We start from the raw sequence: 17,052 nt of genomic DNA on the forward strand, positions 1-17,052 counted from the left end.
GTGGGTGCCAGAGGCACAGCAATGGGAGACGGCAATAGCCCTCTTCCGGCGAAAGGTGTCAGACAGGTGAACAGCCAACAGGGTCCGGCTTCAACCGATAGACATCAGTAAAATCAGATCGCGTCTGTTTTTACTCATGGCCAACAGTAAGCGTATGAAAACCTCACCGCACGGTGAGAGATTTTTTCGACAGGATGTGACAAGCGGATCGGCGCGCCAGCGACATACGTGAATGTCGGGTACAGGTGCTGTTTTTCAGCAGTGAACCAGGCATGGCGGCGACCTTAAAGTGGCGTGGTGACGTTATCCGTCAGAGTGGGCGCAATGATGGCACTTTTTTTTTTCAGGTTCAAGACGGCGGGTGAATTTAGCGGCTGGCGGCAGGTTGGCTAACCTATTGATATTTAGCAGGTAAAATTGTCGATAAAAATAAAAAAGGTTATTTTTCTGTTGGTTATGCAGTTTTGTTGCAAAGATATTCAACGGGGTGAAGGTCAACACCGGCTTCGTGGTTTGGCGTCAGCATAGAGCGCGGTATCCGAGACGCCGTAAATCCGTCCCTGGAGGCTTGGCTGCGGCATCCCTGCCGCAGACACTCGGCTACCGCGCTCTTTGCCGCCACCTTATAACATTCGTGTAGTTGATAGGTTTGGTGGATACACAGGTCAAAGGCAGGGTTTGTTTGGCTTAGAGCTGGCAGGCAGCACTAATCTGCTTTTGAAGTGTGTTGCCCCTATTTAAGCAGGCGACTTTGAAGCTTAGGGGAAGGGAGAGAGAGTTGATAAGCAAAGCATCGGCGACAGGGATGTCGCCGCTGAGCCCCCAGGGATGGGTGCACGGCGTCTTTGTGTTCAACTCTCTCTTCCTGAGCGTGCCACCAGAACATACAGACGACTTTCCGCATTCCAGCCCACTGTCCCGTCAACCTTGCCACCCCAACTCACAGACGACTTACCGTACTCCACAGCCCACTCTCACCCAATCTTGCCACCCCACCCACAGACGACTTACCGTACTCCACAGCCCACTCTCCTCCTACTTTGCCACCAGAAAAAACAGACGACCTACCAAACCCCAGAGCTACAGCCAGTGCTGCGCCGCGATCTTCTCGCCGTCGCTGAAGCGCGCCATCCGAAATGCCGTGGGATCGACTATCGGTTTTGAACCGATCACCAAATCAGCCATCAACTGCCCTGCGGCGGGCGCGATGCCGAAACCGTGCCCGGAAAAACCGGTGGCGATGAACAGACCGGGCACCGTTGGCGCGCCTGAAATCACCGGGATCGCATCCGGCATCGTGTCGATCATTCCGCCCCAACTTTGCGCGACCTGCACGTTGCCCAGCGCTGGCAACCACTGCTGCAGATTAATCAGGATCTGTTTGAGCACCGCCGGATCGATCTGTGGATCCAACACCCGGATCCGCTCATACAGCGAGACTTTATCCGCCTGACCAGGCCGCCAGTGCAACGCTTCTTCCACAAAACGCTGCCCCAACCGCAACTGTAACGCCTTGCGCTCCTGCCAGAACGCCGGGAAAAAAGCCTTCAGAAAACGTAACGAATCAGGCGTGATATCGGCGGTATTGAGCGCGGAACTGGCGATGGTCAGCCCACCGTCCAACCGCTTGCGCATCGCGACGCCGCCAAAACTGACGCAGGGCGCGATTTCACAATTTACCGGCCGGGTTCTCATCACCGTCGACAAAACCTTTAATTGCGGCAAGGTGATCCCCATTCCCTGCAACAACAACCGGGACCAGACGCCGCCAGCCACCACCACCGACTGACAGGCCACCGCTCCGTGCTCGGTCACCACGTGACTCACCCGTCCGGCAGCACGCTCAATGGTTCGCACGGCGCAATGCTGCTGAATATTCACTCCCAACGCCATCGCGTACATCGCCATCGCGGGCGCGGCTTTTTGTGGCTCGGCCCGACCATCCAACGGCGTCCACATGCCACCGGCTATCGCCTGATTCAGGCCCGGAAGCCTGGCGGCGGTCTGCGCTGCCGACAGCATTTCACTGTGAATATCATACTGACGGGCTTCGTCACACCAACGCTGATGCCGATCGCGCTGCGCTTCAGTGCGTGAGGTGTAGAGAATGCCCTCGCGGCGAAAACCGGTTTCCCGACCCACCAACTGATTCATCCCCTCCCACATTCTCAAACTTTGTTCGATCAACGGCAGCTCGCGCAGATCGCGCCCGGCCCGGCGGCACCAGCCCCAGTTGCGGCTGGATTGCTCGGCGGCAACGGTGCCCTTCTCCAACAGAACAACCTGGATCCCTCGCTGAGCCAGCGACAACGCCGTCGCCACCCCAATAATCCCTCCACCGATCACCACCACTTCCGCCTGTGTCGGGAAGATTGCCGACGATGGCACTAAATCAACGACTGGACCCATGACTTACCCTCACTTAGTATTGATCTTCCACGGTCCAGTTCACCGGGATCTCCGCAATGCTGGTGGTGGTCGGCAGCTCCAGCACCGTGCGCACCAGATGCGCCAAATCCTCGGGCTGCGTCATCTTCTCCGCCGGCACTTCCGTCAGCGCGGTGCCCATATCGGTCGCAACATACCCCGGACAGATGGCGGTGGATCGAATGCCGTCTTCATCACCAATCCGCCGCAGACCGTGAGCCAGCGCCAGTGCAGCAAACTTGCTCATCGCGTACAGGCTTGAACGCTCTGCGCGCACGCGCTTACCGGATAACGAAACCAGCGTCACAATCCGCCCGCTGCCGCTGGCTACCAGATGCGGCCAGGCCTTGCGGCTCAGACGCATCGGCGACTTCACGTTGACGTCAAAAGTGCGGTCAAACTCGTCGTCGGTGGCGGTCAGCACCGAAACCGGCAGCATCATCCCGGCGTTATGGATCACCGCGTCGATGCGGCCAAATTTTGCGATGGTGGCCGCAATCCAGTCGTCTTCGGTGGCGCCATCCAGCGCATCAAATCGACAGACCAGCTGATGCTCAGGATCGGCGTTGGCCACCTCTTCCGGCGTCCGGCATCCCAGGCTCACCGCCCAACCGTTCGCCAATAAATTTGCGGCAATGGCCGCACCAATTCCACGGCTGGCACCGCTGATCAGCGCCACGCGCCGGGTAGAAGCATTCATCAGGTTATTCTCCAGTTAGCTCATTGATGCCCGCAGACGCGTATCCAGCGGACTTAACATCGGTTCTACGCCAGCCACTTCTTCCTGCAATAACGCCACATAGCGCTGCACGGCGTCCGGCGTCAAACGGGGTGACAATACGGTTAAGCCCAGCGATCCCACCACGCCCGCACCCGCCACGCGGATCGGCACCGACACTCCGCCGATCCCCGGCAATAATTCGCCAGGATCCAGCGCGTAACCGCGCGAGGCGGTTTGATCGATCAACGACTGCAGTCGGGTTTTGGTCAGGATCGGCCAATTATTCAGCCGCAGCGCATTACGTTCGAGGATCGCCTGCTGCGTCTCCGCGTCGAGAAACGACAGGATCGCCAGACTGCCGGGACCCAGACCGAGCGGCACCGCGCCGCCTATCGAGCCGGTCAGCGTCTGCATCTGAAAATCACTGTCATAACGGTCGATACACACCGAATCATCACGGTCGCGCGCCATCAGCATCACCGTCTCGCCGGTCAACTGCCGCAGACGTTCCAGCGCCGGCTGGAAGTGGCGACGCAGGCCTGGCCCTTTGGCCGCCTTCGCCCCGTAAATCAGGAGCTTGGTGCCCAGCCGGTAGCACTTATCCCCCTGGGCTTTATGCAACAGCTGATGATCCACCAGCGAATTCAAAATGCGGTGACAGGTCACCTTGTTGAGCCCGGACAGCTCGCACAGCGTTTTCAGCGTCAGACCTTCGCTGCCCACGTCTGAAACCAGGTCCAGCAGCATCACCGCACGGTCCAGAAGCTGGACCCCGTTTTTCCCCTGAGCGTCGCTCATCGCCCCTCCAGAATTCCACTATGTGGAATTTTTAATTATAAGATTTCAATATGTGGTTTTTTGTTGACTAAATTTCTAGCAGATTTCACACTCGGTTGGCAAGTGAGATGCATTTTTAAGCACACCAGGGCTAAAAAAGAATCAGAGCATCGCGCTGCCGACAGACCAAAACCTGAGCCGAAAAGGCCGGAAATCACCTGCAATCACCACGACATCGGAAGGATGTAAACATGAAAAGAAATCGCGCACTGATGGCTCTTTCCCTGCTGATTATGGCTCCTGTTATTACCCATGCTGACACCCTGTCCGATATCAAAAGTCGTGGCGTACTGACCGTGGGTATCAAAAACGATTATCCGCCGTACGGCTTTATGAATGCCGAGGGCAAAACGGTCGGCTTTGAAGTGGATCTAGCGCGATCCATCGCCGCTAACCTGCTCGGATCACCCGACAAAATCAAACTGGTGCCGGTCAACGCCTCTAACCGCATTCAGTTTCTGCAGTCCGGCCAGATCGACCTGATTATGGCCACGCTGGGCGTAACGCCAGAGCGCGCCAAAGAAATTGATTTCACCGTTGAGTATGTTTCGGCAGCGGGCCCGTCGGTGATGGCGCGCAAAGAAGCCAAATTCAACCAGTGGGAACAGCTGAAAGGCCAGAAAATCTGCGGCATTCAGGGCTCTTACTACAACAAAACGCTGACGCAGAAATACGGCATCCAGCTGGTGAACTTCACTGCCCTGCCGGAAGCCTATCGCGCGTTGCAGGATAACCGCTGCGTGGCGATGGTCTTCGATGACATGACCTTGCAGAACAAGCTGGGCGAGCCGGGCTGGAGCGACTACAAAATTGCCATCAAGCCTTACGAGTTCCTGCCGATGGCGGGCGGACTGCGCAAGGGTGACGAGGCGTTCAAAAACGCGGTTAACGCGGCAATCGTGAAAACGGAAGGCGAAAACAAGCTGGTTGAATGGCAGAGCACCTACCATATGCCGCCCTCTGACTACATCACTAAGCGTGCCGAAGCCGCCCGCGCAGCCAAGTAAGCGGCGGGAGCGTAACGATGTTCGGACTCGATTATTCCTGGCTGCTGGATCCGACCTATCAGCAATGGCTGCTTCAGGGCGTGGTGCAGACGCTGGAGCTGGCGGCACTCTCTTCGGTGATTGCCATCGTCATCGGCCTGGCCGGTGCGCTTGGGCTGACCTTCAAAATCGCCTGGCTTGATGCGCTAATCGAGCTGTTTGTAGAGCTGTTTCGCAACACGCCGCCGCTGCTGCAGATGCTGTTTTTCTACTTCACCCTGACGCAGATTGGCTTTACCGCCACCGATCCGGTTACCGGGCTGCAGGTGCCGCTGGTCAGCGCCTTCGCCTCGGCAACCGTCTCGCTCAGCCTGTTTGGCGGCGCGCTGTGCATTGAAGCCTTTCGTTCCGGCTTTGATGCGGTGCCGAAAGCCACGCTGGAGGCGGCGCGATCCCTCGGCTATTCCCGCTGGGGACTGTTTGTGCACGTGCAGGCGCCGATTGCGTCACGCATCTGCCTGCCGCCGCTGACCAACGTACTGACCAATTTATTTAAAACCACCTCGCAGGCGTCGGTAATCACCGTGCCGGAGCTGATGTATGCCGCCGGACAGATCTACAACGACACCTTCCGCACGCTGGAAGTGATGCTGTTAGTGCTGCTGATTTATGTGGTGCTGGTCAGCCTGCTGGTGTGGTTTATCGGCTGGGTCGAGCGTCGTCTCGCCTATCCCGGCTACGGAGGTTAATCATGGATGCGCTCTATCTGAAGCGAAAGCGCCAGACCAAGCAGGCCTTTGCGCTGCTGGCGCTGATCGGACTGCTGTTAAGCATCTTTAACGATCCGGGTGGCGAATGGCATCAGGTGTGGTTGCGGCTGCCGCTGCTGTTAACCGGCAGTCAGCAAGGCTGGCCATGGTCGGGCGGCTTTGTGCTGAATATCTATATCAGCATTGTAAGCATGGCGCTTTCCACCGTGTTTGGCCTGCTGCTGGGGCTGGCGATGATGGCCAAACGCCGCTGGCTCAGCCTGCCGGCCCGCGCGCTGATGAACTTTCTGCGCAACGCGCCCTGGCTGGTGCTGCTGTTCTCGATGCTCTACCTGCTGCCCTATCACGCCTCGCTGTTTGGCATTTCCTTTACCTTCTCACCGCTGTTTAAGGCGATTGTCGGGCTGAGCCTGCCCACCGCCGCCAACTTCGCCGAAGTGATCCGCGGTGCCGTGCAGTCGGTGCACAGCGGTCAGTGGGAATCCGCGCGCTCGATGGGCTACAGCTACTGGCAGATCTACCGACTGGTGATCCTGCCGCAGGCCTTCCGCCGCATCATCCCCGGCTGGATGAACCTGTATGCGCTGCTGACCATCTCCACCGCGCTGGCCACCGTCACCGGCGTGCAGGAAGTGGTCACGCTGTTGCGCACCACGCTGGCGACCGAAGGGGAAAGCACGCTGGTTTACTTCTACGTGACCGTGCTGCTGATGTTCTTCTTTTATTGCTACCCGATTGCGCTGCTGGCGCGTCGGCTGGAAAAAAATACCAAAGGGGAAGCTATATGAGCGAGCGTAACCACGCCCTTATTGAGCTGGACAATATTCACAAGTCGTTCGGCGATACCCATGTGCTGAAGGGGATTTCGCTGAGCGTCAATAAAGGCGAAGCGGTGTGCATCATCGGCCCGTCTGGCTCCGGCAAGTCCACCATTTTGCGCTGCATCAACGGCCTGCTGCCGGTTGATGAAGGCTTCGTTCGCGTCGGCAATCACCGCGTGCATGAGATGACCAGCGAGAAGCAGATGCGTCCACTGCGTCACCAGGTGTCGATGGTGTTCCAGCAGTACAACCTGTTCCCGCATCGCACGGTGCTGGACAACATCATGATGGCGCCGATGCAGGTCCTGAAGCATCAGCGGGATGAGGTGCGCGAGCGGGCGCTCAAGCTGATCGCCAAAGTGCGCCTGACCGGCAAAGAAGATCGCTATCCCGGCGAGCTGTCCGGCGGCCAGCAACAGCGCGTGGCCATCGCCCGATCGCTGGCGATGCAGCCGGAAATCATCCTGTTTGATGAGGTGACGGCGGCGCTCGATCCCGAGACGGTAAAAGAAGTGCTGAACACCATCCGCGAACTGGTGGATGAAGGGATGACCTGCGTGCTGGTCACCCACGAGATGCGCTTTGCCCGTGAAGTGTCGCACCGGGTGTGCTTCACCGATCGCGGCCGGATAGTGGAAAGCGCCCCGCCCGCGCAACTTTTTGATGCCCCGCAGGATCCGCGCACCCGCGAATTCCTCGGCCAGGTTTTGTGATCCTTTTGAGAGACACCATGGCAAGCCAAACTGATGAGTTTTTTACCGCCGACTTCAAAACCAGCCCGTACTGGTGGGAAGCCGCGCCGCCTGAAACGGTTTTAGATCCTCTGCCGGCCACCGCCGATGTGGTAGTGGTCGGCTCCGGCTTTGCCGGCCTGAACGCCGCTATTGAGCTGGCACGTCACGGCAAAAAAGTGGTGGTGCTGGACGCCAACGAACTCGGCAGCGGCGGCAGCACCCGCACCGGCGGTATGATCAGCAGCGGTCAGAAGTTGGTGGTCGGGGGCGCTATCAAAGGCATCTCGCCCGAGCTGTTCAGCAAGATGATTGCCGACTCCATCGCCTCTTTCGACTTTATTCAGCAGCTGGTCAAAAGCGAGCAGCTGGATGCTGACCTGTTTATCGGCGGTCGCTATTTTGGCGCGCACACCAAAAAGCAGCTCGACAGTCTGTATCAGATGGGCGATATCCTGCACCAGGTGACCGGCGTGACCGTGCATAAGGTGAAGCGTAAAGAGCAGGCGTCGATCATCGGTTCTGAGTTCTATCACGGTGGGATTCTGGTCGATGAGTACGGCGGCGTGCATCCAGGGAAATACAATAAGGCGCTGCGCGATTTGGCCCGCCAGTTGGGTGCCACTCTGTTTTCTCACGCGCGCGTGACCGCAATTACGCCACGCGATGGCGGCAAAATCGTTAACACCGAGCGCGGCACCATTACTGCACAAGAAGTGTTAGTGCTAACTAACGGTTATACCGATACGCTGGCCACGCCGAACCTGGCGAAGCGCATTGTGCCGGTGAAAAGCTATCAAATCGCCACCGAACCGCTACCGCCCGAGCTGATGGCGAAGCTGATCCCCGGCGGCAGAATGATCACCGACAGTCGCCGCGATCTGATCTATACCCGCCCTTCTCCCGACGGCACGCGCCTGCTGTTTGGCTCGCGTCCTGGCATAATGGACTGCGACGATAAAACCGCGGCGATTAAGATCCGCGAGAGGATGTTGGCAATTTGGCCGGAATTGGCGGGCTACAAAATCAGCCACGCCTGGAGCGGTTATGTCGGCATGACGCACGATAAAACCGCCTATGCCGGGGTGATGGACAACGCGCGCTTTGCGGTGGGCTGCAACGGCAACGGCGTGGCGCTGATGAGCTGGCTGGGATACCGTACGGCGCAGAAGGTGCTAGGCACGGAACCGCGTCCGCTGTCGTTCGATCGCCCCACCTTTAAGCGCATTCCGCTGTACGATGGACGCCCGTGGTTTGTGCCCTTTGTCAGCGGCTGGTATCGCCTGCGTGACGCGGTGGACAAGCGGCTGGATTGAGGTGGGTTAGCCGCCAGAACCTTTAAGGCACGAGAAAACGTGCGGGTGTGCAGGAAAACAACGGTGCGTGCGGCTTAAAATTTCGACTGACTGCACAGGAAATTATCACTTCATCATCAGGTTGATGGAAAAGAGTGCAATCAGTTGCGTTTTGACGACAAAGCCATTGACGCCCCGCTGCCAGTAAGGTTTAATGCGCCGCGTTGCCCGGATAGCTCAGTCGGTAGAGCAGGGGATTGAAAATCCCCGTGTCCTTGGTTCGATTCCGAGTCCGGGCACCATACATCGAAGCACGCTGGTTAGGTCTCAGAAGCCTAACGGGTGTCTAAACGAAGATGGTGTTCAAAGCAACGGTGACTGCATTTGCAGATGCATCATCCAAGATTGAACATAAAAGTCTTCAAGAAAGGGTACTAGTTAGCGCTAGTGCCCTTTTCTCGTTGGCGTAAATAATTGCAAGCATCACGACACCTGTCAACACAACCTCAGATTTTGTCAATTATCGCTACCCCTCATCTGCACCAAGAATCGTTTTTGCTATGACAAATATGAATTATCCTTTAGGGTTTATCGTAATGTCCCCATGTCCGCGAACATCATTTCAACGGCCATTTGAGTTCAATGCTCTAATTCGATAAGAAGCACCATAATGTCCGCTAAGTGCGGTGAGTTCAACGGGTCGACGCAACGCTATCCTTAAACAAGGGGGGACGTTGCCATGAAACGAAGAACGCGCATTTACTACACGCCAGAACAGAAAGCGATTATCTGGGACAGGTATAAGCAAGGTGATTCCCTGCATGATATCGCCAGAATGTTCGACAGATATCACTCTTCTGTTATGCCCACTATTCACCAAACTGGTGGTTATCGCCCTTCTGTCAGAAAGCGACACCGGCTGGCTCTTTCACTTGATGAAAGAGAGGAAATATCCAGGGGGCTGGTAGCAAAAAGTAGCATCAGGGACATCGCCGACAAATTATCAAGAGCCCCTTCAACTATTAGCCGCGAGATCAAAAGGCATGGAGGTGCAAAACATTACCGAGCTGCAAAAGCGGATAAGGACGCGTGGGACAGTGCCCTTAGGCCAAAACCTTGCAAGCTAATTGGATGCCCCGCATTGTGTAAAATCATTGCAGAGAAGATGTATCAGGACTGGTCGCCGGAACAAATCGCCGGTTGGCTTAAACGCTGTTATCCGGATAATCAGGAAATGCAGGTGTCACACGAAACGATTTATAAAACGCTTTTTATACAAACCCGGGGAGCTTTAAAAAAAGAGCTGCAGCAGTGCCTAAGAAGCGGGAGAGTAGTACGTAAATCCAGAACGACATCACTTAAAGGAAAGGGATTAGGCTCAATACCGGATGCAATACCCATCAGCGAAAGGCCATCTGATGTTGCAGACAGAGCTATACCAGGTCACTGGGAGGGAGACCTAATACAGGGCTCTAAAAACTCATATATTGTCACGATGGTAGAACGCCATTCCCGCTTTGTTATGCTTGCCAAAATCAGTGATAACAAGACAGCCACAGTCATATCCGCACTAATCAAACAAGCCCGGCAGCTGCCTGTTGAACTTTATAAAACATTAACTTGGGATCGAGGGGCGGAAATGACTAATCACACCCTTTTTACTGTAGCAACAGAAATTGAGGTCTATTTTTGTGATCCACAATCTCCCTGGCAACGCGGCTCCAATGAAAATACGAACAGATTGCTTAGGCAGTATTTTCCAAAAGGAACTGACTTATCGGTTCACAGCCAGCAAAGACTAAACAGTGTTGCCAGGCAGCTCAACGAGAGGCCAAGAAAAACGCTAGACTATGAATCACCCGCAGAGCGTTTTAACCAGTGTGTTGCATCCATCGGTTGAACTCACAGCCAAAAGCGGGCGTTGCTAACACCGGCATGTACTGATCTGCGGGTAGCATGTCAGGGTAATATTAGGCAGGTGATTAGACCTTACACTAGACCATAACGCTGGCATAACTTAGTACTGTTTTATTGCTTGCAACAGTGTGCGAACTCACGCTAGCGCACTGTTGTCACTCTGACTAATATTCTCCGCATGAAATTTGACTATTCTTCAAGAAGTTCATTAATTTTCATCATTCGTATATGGGAAAAAACTATTTTAATAAGTTGAATAGAGAATGCCATATACAGAACGAAAACGAAGAAAAACTTGATTGCATTAATTGCCATTATAAAAAATTCATTAATCATTAACTGATGTTCATTTTTCTGGAATGCTTTAGCTACTTGATAGTTATGCACTAAGACTTCCGTATAATGTAATGTACCAAAGAAACAAGCAACTACTACCGCCATACAAAGAGCCATACAACCTATGCGGCGGGGCCATGTTGCAAAAAGCCATGTGTATTCGAAACCAAGAACATCACAATTTATAACTGGTTTAATTAACTCCAATATCCCCCTACACCTAGAAAGATTTAACATTATCTCAAATGAGTTATCTTTTTTTAGTATCAACAATGCATCTGTAAAAGGTATTGGGCGCATGCGATGAATTTTACTGATCAGGCTTTCAACAACATAAGGACAAGGGTGTTCACTAGATATTTCTTTAGACAATTCACTCAGCAATCCGATATTGTCTTTTTTGATTGATTGCATAAAAACGAGAAATGAGATGACTATGGGAAGTGCAGCTAGTAAAGTAGTTAACATTTAATAAATCCAAAATATTCATGGTCATATACTATCGGCAGCAAACTTTAAATGTTTAACATTCAAGTTATTAATAATAGATGTAATTGGGTTGCAACTAGCTTACCTAGGTGCGGCAACGGTATTAGTACCTCCCAACACATGGATTGAAAGATTAACAGTCTGCCAAGCACCATAGGTGGATATGTAAGTATCCCAGCTTTAGTTCCACACACTTTTTGAGATTTCCGGTTTCTCAGCCATCAGCCGGTATTCTTACGGTGTCAGGTTATTCAGGGATTCATGGGGCCGCTCACTGTTGTATTCATTCAGCCAGCGCTCTGTGATTTCCCGTGCTTCGTTCAGCGTTCTGAACAGGTAAAAGTCCAGTATTTCTGTCCGGTACGTCCTGTTAAACCTCTCAATAAACGCGTTCTGTGTCGGCTTACCCGGCTTGATAAATTCCAGCATCACACCATGGTCTTCAGCCCATTGCGCCAGAGCCAGTGATATCAGTTCCGGGCCGTTATCCATCCGCATCTTCAGCGGATATCCGCGATTCGCCACTATCCTGTCCAGAACCCGCACCATTCGTTGCGCAGGAATATTCAGATCGATTTCTATCGCAAGGGCCTCGCGGTTAAAATCATCCACCACGTTGAAGGTCCGAAAACGCCGACCACAGACCAGCGCGTTGTGCATAAAATCGATAGACCAGCTCTGATTGAGCGCTTCCGGCGTTGCCAGCGGAGCCGGATTGCGCACCGTAAGACGTTGCTTACCATTGCGTCGAAAATTCAGTTTCAGCAGACAGTAAATCCGGTGTACGCGCTTGTTGTTCCAGACGTGCCCCTGCCTGCGCAGCACCTGAAAAAGCTTCTTAAAGCCGTAGCGGGGATAGCGCTCTGCCAACCCGGTCAGCACCTGGATCACCGCTTCATCACGCCGGGTACCGGGCTGGTAACAATACACCGTCCTGCTCAGCGATAACGTCCTGCATGCCTGGCGTATGCTCATCGTAAACTGCGCGGTCAGATAGTTGACGAGCTCACGCTTTATCGCTGGTTTTAAAGCTTTTTTTCGATGACATCTTTCAGTGCACGGCATTCAAGACTGAGATCGGCAAACATTTGTTTGAGACGGCGATTTTCGTCCTCAAGATCCTTCATCTTTTTGATATCAGAGGCTTCCATCCCGCCGTACTTTGCTTTCCAGTTGTAGTACGAGGCCTCAGATATTCCCGCTTCGCGGCAGACATCTTTGACGGTGCGTCCGGCTTCGACGGATTTCAGAACGGCGATGATTTGGTGTTCAGTGAATCGGGCTTTTCGCATGGTGATCTCCTCGAAGGACATAATCAATATGTCGGAAGATCTATAAAAGTGAATGGTCCGGTTAAACGGTATACTTACAATAATTCCTTAAAAAAATTAACCATGAGTGCAGACTTAAATCAAATTACAGTTCCAGTGACTTTAAAAAAGATCATGTTTATCAATTGGTTGAAATCCTGCCACTTGATGCCTCTTGTTCTTAGCATAAAAAAAAGGTAAAAAAAATTATTCAATTTGTTTGCGTGCTATAAGGAAATAACTGTATGTATCTAAAAAGTTTAGTTATTCATAATTTTAGGAAATTTAGCAATTCTAATAATAAAGTCTGTTTCGTTAAAGCTGGGAAAACCTCACCTGAACAATCACCAGTTGCTGCGTCAACAACAGTAGTCATTGGAAAAAACAACTCAGGTAAAACAACGATAACAAACTCCTTAGCATTATTATGTTCAGATACAGATAAATTAAACGGAAATGACTTTAACCATAATTATTTGAGGCGGATTCTTTCTGCATTTCTTGCGTCAGATTTTTCAATATACCCGGAAATAAAATTCGAAATGGAGTTCATCCTAGATGATATAAATAATGATAGCACTAGTAATTTCTCACCATTCATAGATGTATCATCATTGAGTAGTATCCCAAGAGATGATACCAAAGATACAACAGCATATATAATGATAATCTTTAAAATTTATGATGAGGAAATTTTTCGGGATGCAGTGGATGATTTAATTAAAGAAAAAAAAGACAGTGGTTACAATGATAATGAGTTTTTTAGACGTTTTTTAGATTTGATATCAGAGACGGAATTTAAAAGAGTCATTAAGAATATAGATAATAAATTAATTGATAAGGCCAAGGTGAAAAACCTGATCGACCTTCGGATCATTAAGGTTGCGAATAATATTCATGACCAAAGGCTACTAGCAAAATCCTTCAATAGAATTATAAAGTTCATGTATGAGAAAAATAAAGATGAACTAAAGAGTATTTTGCATCTGGTTGATGGGAATAACCACAGCCTTACTGAAAAAATAAAAGTAAGTCATCAAGATAATGTCGAATCAGTTTTAAACACAATTATTCTTGATGAAAGTCTAGGTATTGAATTAAGAGCCAACTTAACTTTCGATAGATTAATGGGAGATCTCATAACATATGAGCACCGTGATGGCGAAAATCTAATTCCTGAAGGTCAATTCGGATTAGGATATGCGAATCTTATAAATATAATTAGTGAAATAATTGATTATTCTAATAGAAGCTTGCATGAAGAAAAACAGCTTAAAATCCAGCTTTTATGCATTGAGGAGCCTGAGGTTTTTATGCATCCTCAGATGCAAGTTAATTTCATTCGTCATATTGAAGAGGCTTTGATAAAGATATTAGGACTAAACTCTAAAGACATTAGTTCAATTAAAAGCCAAATTGTAGTTACTACTCACTCCTCACATATATTGAATAGTATTATTCATGGAAGCGGAACATTCAATGAAATTAATTACATTAATAGTTCAAAAGGAAATAGTGAGAGTATAATTTTGAACGATAATGATCTTTGCGAGGGTGGCAAGGAATTTGATTACTTTAAATTTATTAAAAAACATGTAAAACACCAAGTTCCTGAGCTTTTCTTTTCTGATGCAATAATTTTAGTTGAAGGAATAACTGAAGAACGTGTCATAAATTATTATATTGATAGAAACACGTTCCTAAGTAAAGGCAATATTTCAGTTTTCAGAATTGATGGCGCGCACAGAAAAGTGTATTCAAACCTTCTGAAAAGAATAAATATTCCAACATTGATAATAACGGACATAGATTTCAAACGGGATAACTCCCTTTTCAAACAAGTGATAATACAAGATGATGGCTCGGAGATTACTACTGAACATTTTCCGCAAATGGAATTATTGGATGATTCAATCGAAACAACAAACTCTACCTTAACTCATTTCTTAGGAAGCAAAAAAGTTATAAATTTCCCCGAGCATCACATATCTGATAATATATATCTTGCTTACCAGTTGGAAAAAATATCTCTTGATATACCTGACGGAAATAAGGCGAGTTATTATGCAACTTCATTCGAAGAAGCGTTGATTCTCAAAAATTATAGAAATGATTTATTAAGAGGTGTTTTACTAAAAGTTGTTGGAAAGGACTATTTAGATATTATTTCAGATGAAAAGGAAAAACATCACATTCTTGCGATGAACTCATTCAAGATACAGAAAAAACTATCAGACAGTAAAAGTGCATTTGCTAACGCCATCATTTATGAATTACTAACTAGCGAAGATGTTAAACCAGAATTGCCTTCATACATAATAAATGGATTGTCGTGGCTTGGAAGTCAAAAGCGTAAAGTTAGAGGAGGTGACTATGTATGAATTAGACGCAGAAAAAGAAAAGACAGAGCATGAAATAATTGAAAGTATTTATCATTCAATTAATGAGGAAAAGTCATTTTATTTCCAGTCTGGTGCAGGTGCTGGGAAAACATATGCGTTAGTTAAAGCCATTAAATACGCAGGGCAATTATGTGCTATTAAGAAAAATAATTCATCTAGAAAAATACTATGTATAACATATACTAACAACGCCACAAATGAAATCGCCGAGCGGTTGCCGTCCTCAGAGCATTATTATGTTTCAACGATTCATTATTTTATTTGGGATTTATTGAAGAATTATAACAAAGAGTTGATTGAGACCCATGTTTCATTCCTTGGGGATGAAATAAAAAGATTAGAGTATATAGTTTTTCACGATCCTGATTTACATAAATCATATAAAAACTTTAGAAGCCTTTCAATTGAAGAGCTAGATTTTTTAATTGAAAAAATACGCGAAGATAAAATAAATTACTATGAAGTCGCTTTTGGCCCCGCCGTGCCGTATTGGAGTTATTTAGAGTCTGTGATTGGTATAGACTTGTTAAGAGCAATCAAGTCCAACAAACAAGATGTATACGATGCAATAAAGATATTACTGACCATTAAGAATTATAAAAACTGTCTGGATTCAATAAAGACTGGCGATCCTAAATATAAGGATATAACTTACAAAGCCAATCAAAATATTGAAATACTACATCTAAGTGTGATTGGGCATGATACATTACTTAAATATGCAAAAATATTATTATTAAAAAACATAGGTTTGTCTAGAGTGGTAATTGACGCTTATCCTTATGTTTTCATCGATGAGTGCCAAGATACAAACCCAGATATCATTGATTTTTTCTCTGAGATTTATACGTATTCAAAAGGTTCAAGTGACTGATTTATTTTAGGTTTTTTTGGCGACCCGATGCAAACCATTTTCTCGTGGGATATAGTCAAAAAACCATTTTATGAAAGTTTGAATTTAATAAATAAAGATTTTAATAGACGATCATTTGATGAGATTATAAATTACATTAATATAATAAGAGGTAATCATCAACCTATTATCCAAACTTCTATCTATAAAAATAAACAAGGTGGCGAGGTCAAATTCCAGCAACTAGGTGAAGAGTGCAATGAACAGTCAATAATAATGGATATAATTAATGATCATAAGCGTGAATGGCATTTGTCTCCTGATAGTTCTTTCGCGTGCCTAGTTCTTAAAAACAAAATGCTCGCTACCTTATGTGATTTCGATAATATATATAAATTAGTTTCTAAAATTTATACTGCCGAAAACCCCTCTTATCATAATAAGGTTAATGAGGAGTTTGTAGTTAGGGAGCTAAAGAAGGCGGGTAGACTGGCAATGACCCTTCATAATATCTTGCTCCCTCTATTTCTTATTGTTAGGAATAAAACTTTATCTCTGAGTGAGCTATTTCCGATTGTAACTAAAAGTCAATTCAGTCTGAAAGAGGTTCGTGAAGCCATATCATTTCTCCAAGGTTTTTCAAATTGCACTTTACTTGAATATGTTGATGGTGTCAGGAGGGATATAAATGGGAGTATTTCACCTAAAACTAAAGAAATAATAGAATCTCTATTTCCGCAAAAAATGATTGATCCTAACGCTAGCATTGATTCGACCATTTTAGAATTATCTAATTTTAAACGAGTGGCTGATTGTTCAGTTTTTTTATCTGAACTTCTTTATATTAATATTGATGAGTTTTTAAACTGGATGGATTATCTGCACGGTGAGTCAAAACTATCCGGTATTGATTATATGACATGCCACTCAGCGAAAGGCCTTGAGTTCGATAACGTTCTGATTTTTTTAGAGGATTCAATGTTACATGATAAAAATATTTTCTCTGAACTTCTGACATCTGATCTTAATGTGACGTTAAATGAAAAGTTAGAAAGGGCAAGGCGTATTTTATATGTATCAGTTTCGCGTGCTATCAAGAATGCTAGCATAGTATTGTTCTCTAAAAATAATATGGACTTCAATACATAAAGTAGAAT

The 17,052-nt window shown here is 48.4% G+C and carries 14 protein-coding genes and 1 tRNA gene; 10 read left to right on the plus strand and 5 right to left on the minus strand.

The genetic code is table 11. The features are described 5' to 3' along the window. Window positions 1-1,080: 1,080 nt before the first annotated feature. Genes EBC_RS20155 through EBC_RS20165 form a run of 3 tightly spaced genes read right to left on the minus strand, consistent with a single transcriptional unit; the run spans window position 1,081 to window position 3,946 of the window. Window positions 1,081-2,409, minus strand: a complete 1,329-nt coding sequence (locus EBC_RS20155; RefSeq protein WP_013203703.1) for an NAD(P)/FAD-dependent oxidoreductase — start codon at window positions 2,407-2,409, stop codon at window positions 1,081-1,083. 13 nt (window positions 2,410-2,422) lie between these two features. Continuing rightward, the gene (locus tag EBC_RS20160; RefSeq protein WP_013203704.1) at window positions 2,423-3,127 is read right to left on the minus strand and encodes an SDR family NAD(P)-dependent oxidoreductase; all 705 of its coding nucleotides are present in this window, start codon (window positions 3,125-3,127) and stop codon (window positions 2,423-2,425) included. Window positions 3,128-3,142: 15 nt separating this feature from the next. Continuing rightward, window positions 3,143-3,946 (minus strand): IclR family transcriptional regulator, encoded by an 804-nt coding sequence (locus EBC_RS20165; protein ID WP_013203705.1) that lies wholly within the window; start codon window positions 3,944-3,946, stop codon window positions 3,143-3,145. Between the two features lie 230 nt (window positions 3,947-4,176). Between EBC_RS20165 and EBC_RS20170 the strand changes: the two genes are divergently transcribed. From EBC_RS20170 to EBC_RS20200, 7 genes are all read left to right on the plus strand, one after another. Then, window positions 4,177-4,992, plus strand: a complete 816-nt coding sequence (locus EBC_RS20170; protein ID WP_013203706.1) for a transporter substrate-binding domain-containing protein — start codon at window positions 4,177-4,179, stop codon at window positions 4,990-4,992. 17 nt (window positions 4,993-5,009) lie between these two features. Then, window positions 5,010-5,720, plus strand: coding sequence for an amino acid ABC transporter permease (locus tag EBC_RS20175; protein WP_013203707.1), 711 nt, complete (start codon window positions 5,010-5,012; stop codon window positions 5,718-5,720). Window positions 5,721-5,722: 2 nt separating this feature from the next. Continuing rightward, entirely contained in the window at window positions 5,723-6,529 is an 807-nt protein-coding gene (locus EBC_RS20180) for an amino acid ABC transporter permease (RefSeq protein ID WP_013203708.1), read from the plus strand. Then, window positions 6,526-7,275 (plus strand): amino acid ABC transporter ATP-binding protein, encoded by a 750-nt coding sequence (locus tag EBC_RS20185; RefSeq protein ID WP_013203709.1) that lies wholly within the window; start codon window positions 6,526-6,528, stop codon window positions 7,273-7,275. Before EBC_RS20180 ends, EBC_RS20185 begins: the two co-directional genes overlap by 4 nt. A 17-nt stretch (window positions 7,276-7,292) precedes the next feature. Continuing rightward, entirely contained in the window at window positions 7,293-8,609 is a 1,317-nt protein-coding gene (locus EBC_RS20190; RefSeq protein WP_013203710.1) for an NAD(P)/FAD-dependent oxidoreductase, read from the plus strand. A 205-nt stretch (window positions 8,610-8,814) separates the two neighbouring features. After that, window positions 8,815-8,890: transfer RNA gene (locus EBC_RS20195), tRNA-Phe, on the plus strand. A gap of 437 nt (window positions 8,891-9,327) precedes the next feature. Next, window positions 9,328-10,488, plus strand: a complete 1,161-nt coding sequence (locus EBC_RS20200; RefSeq protein ID WP_013203711.1) for an IS30 family transposase — start codon at window positions 9,328-9,330, stop codon at window positions 10,486-10,488. 206 nt (window positions 10,489-10,694) lie between these two features. Here the strand turns inward: EBC_RS20200 and EBC_RS20205 are convergent, their stop codons facing one another. Together EBC_RS20205 and EBC_RS20210 are read right to left on the minus strand one after the other, a co-directional pair. After that, window positions 10,695-11,309 (minus strand): hypothetical protein, encoded by a 615-nt coding sequence (locus EBC_RS20205; protein WP_041692116.1) that lies wholly within the window; start codon window positions 11,307-11,309, stop codon window positions 10,695-10,697. Between the two features lie 255 nt (window positions 11,310-11,564). Next, window positions 11,565-12,622, minus strand: a protein-coding gene (locus EBC_RS20210; protein ID WP_231853672.1) for an IS3 family transposase whose coding sequence is annotated in 2 segments (ribosomal slippage) — window positions 11,565-12,370 and window positions 12,370-12,622 — 1,059 coding nt in all. Because the reading frame shifts where the segments join, the coding sequence is not laid out codon by codon here. A 263-nt stretch (window positions 12,623-12,885) separates the two neighbouring features. Here EBC_RS20210 and EBC_RS20220 point away from each other — a divergent pair. From EBC_RS20220 to EBC_RS20230, 3 genes are read left to right on the plus strand one after another with little or no spacing between them, the layout of a single operon-like run. Further along, window positions 12,886-15,021, plus strand: coding sequence for an ATP-dependent nuclease (locus EBC_RS20220; RefSeq protein ID WP_013203715.1), 2,136 nt, complete (start codon window positions 12,886-12,888; stop codon window positions 15,019-15,021). Next, the gene (locus EBC_RS20225; protein WP_013203716.1) at window positions 15,014-15,916 is read left to right on the plus strand and encodes a UvrD-helicase domain-containing protein; all 903 of its coding nucleotides are present in this window, start codon (window positions 15,014-15,016) and stop codon (window positions 15,914-15,916) included. Before EBC_RS20220 ends, EBC_RS20225 begins: the two co-directional genes overlap by 8 nt. Window positions 15,917-15,943: 27 nt before the next feature. Further along, window positions 15,944-17,044, plus strand: coding sequence for a 3'-5' exonuclease (locus EBC_RS20230; RefSeq protein WP_013203717.1), 1,101 nt, complete (start codon window positions 15,944-15,946; stop codon window positions 17,042-17,044). Window positions 17,045-17,052 lie beyond the last annotated feature (8 nt).

This window comes from Erwinia billingiae Eb661 (assembly GCF_000196615.1).
GTDB classification, from domain to species: Bacteria; Pseudomonadota; Gammaproteobacteria; order Enterobacterales; family Enterobacteriaceae; genus Erwinia; species Erwinia billingiae.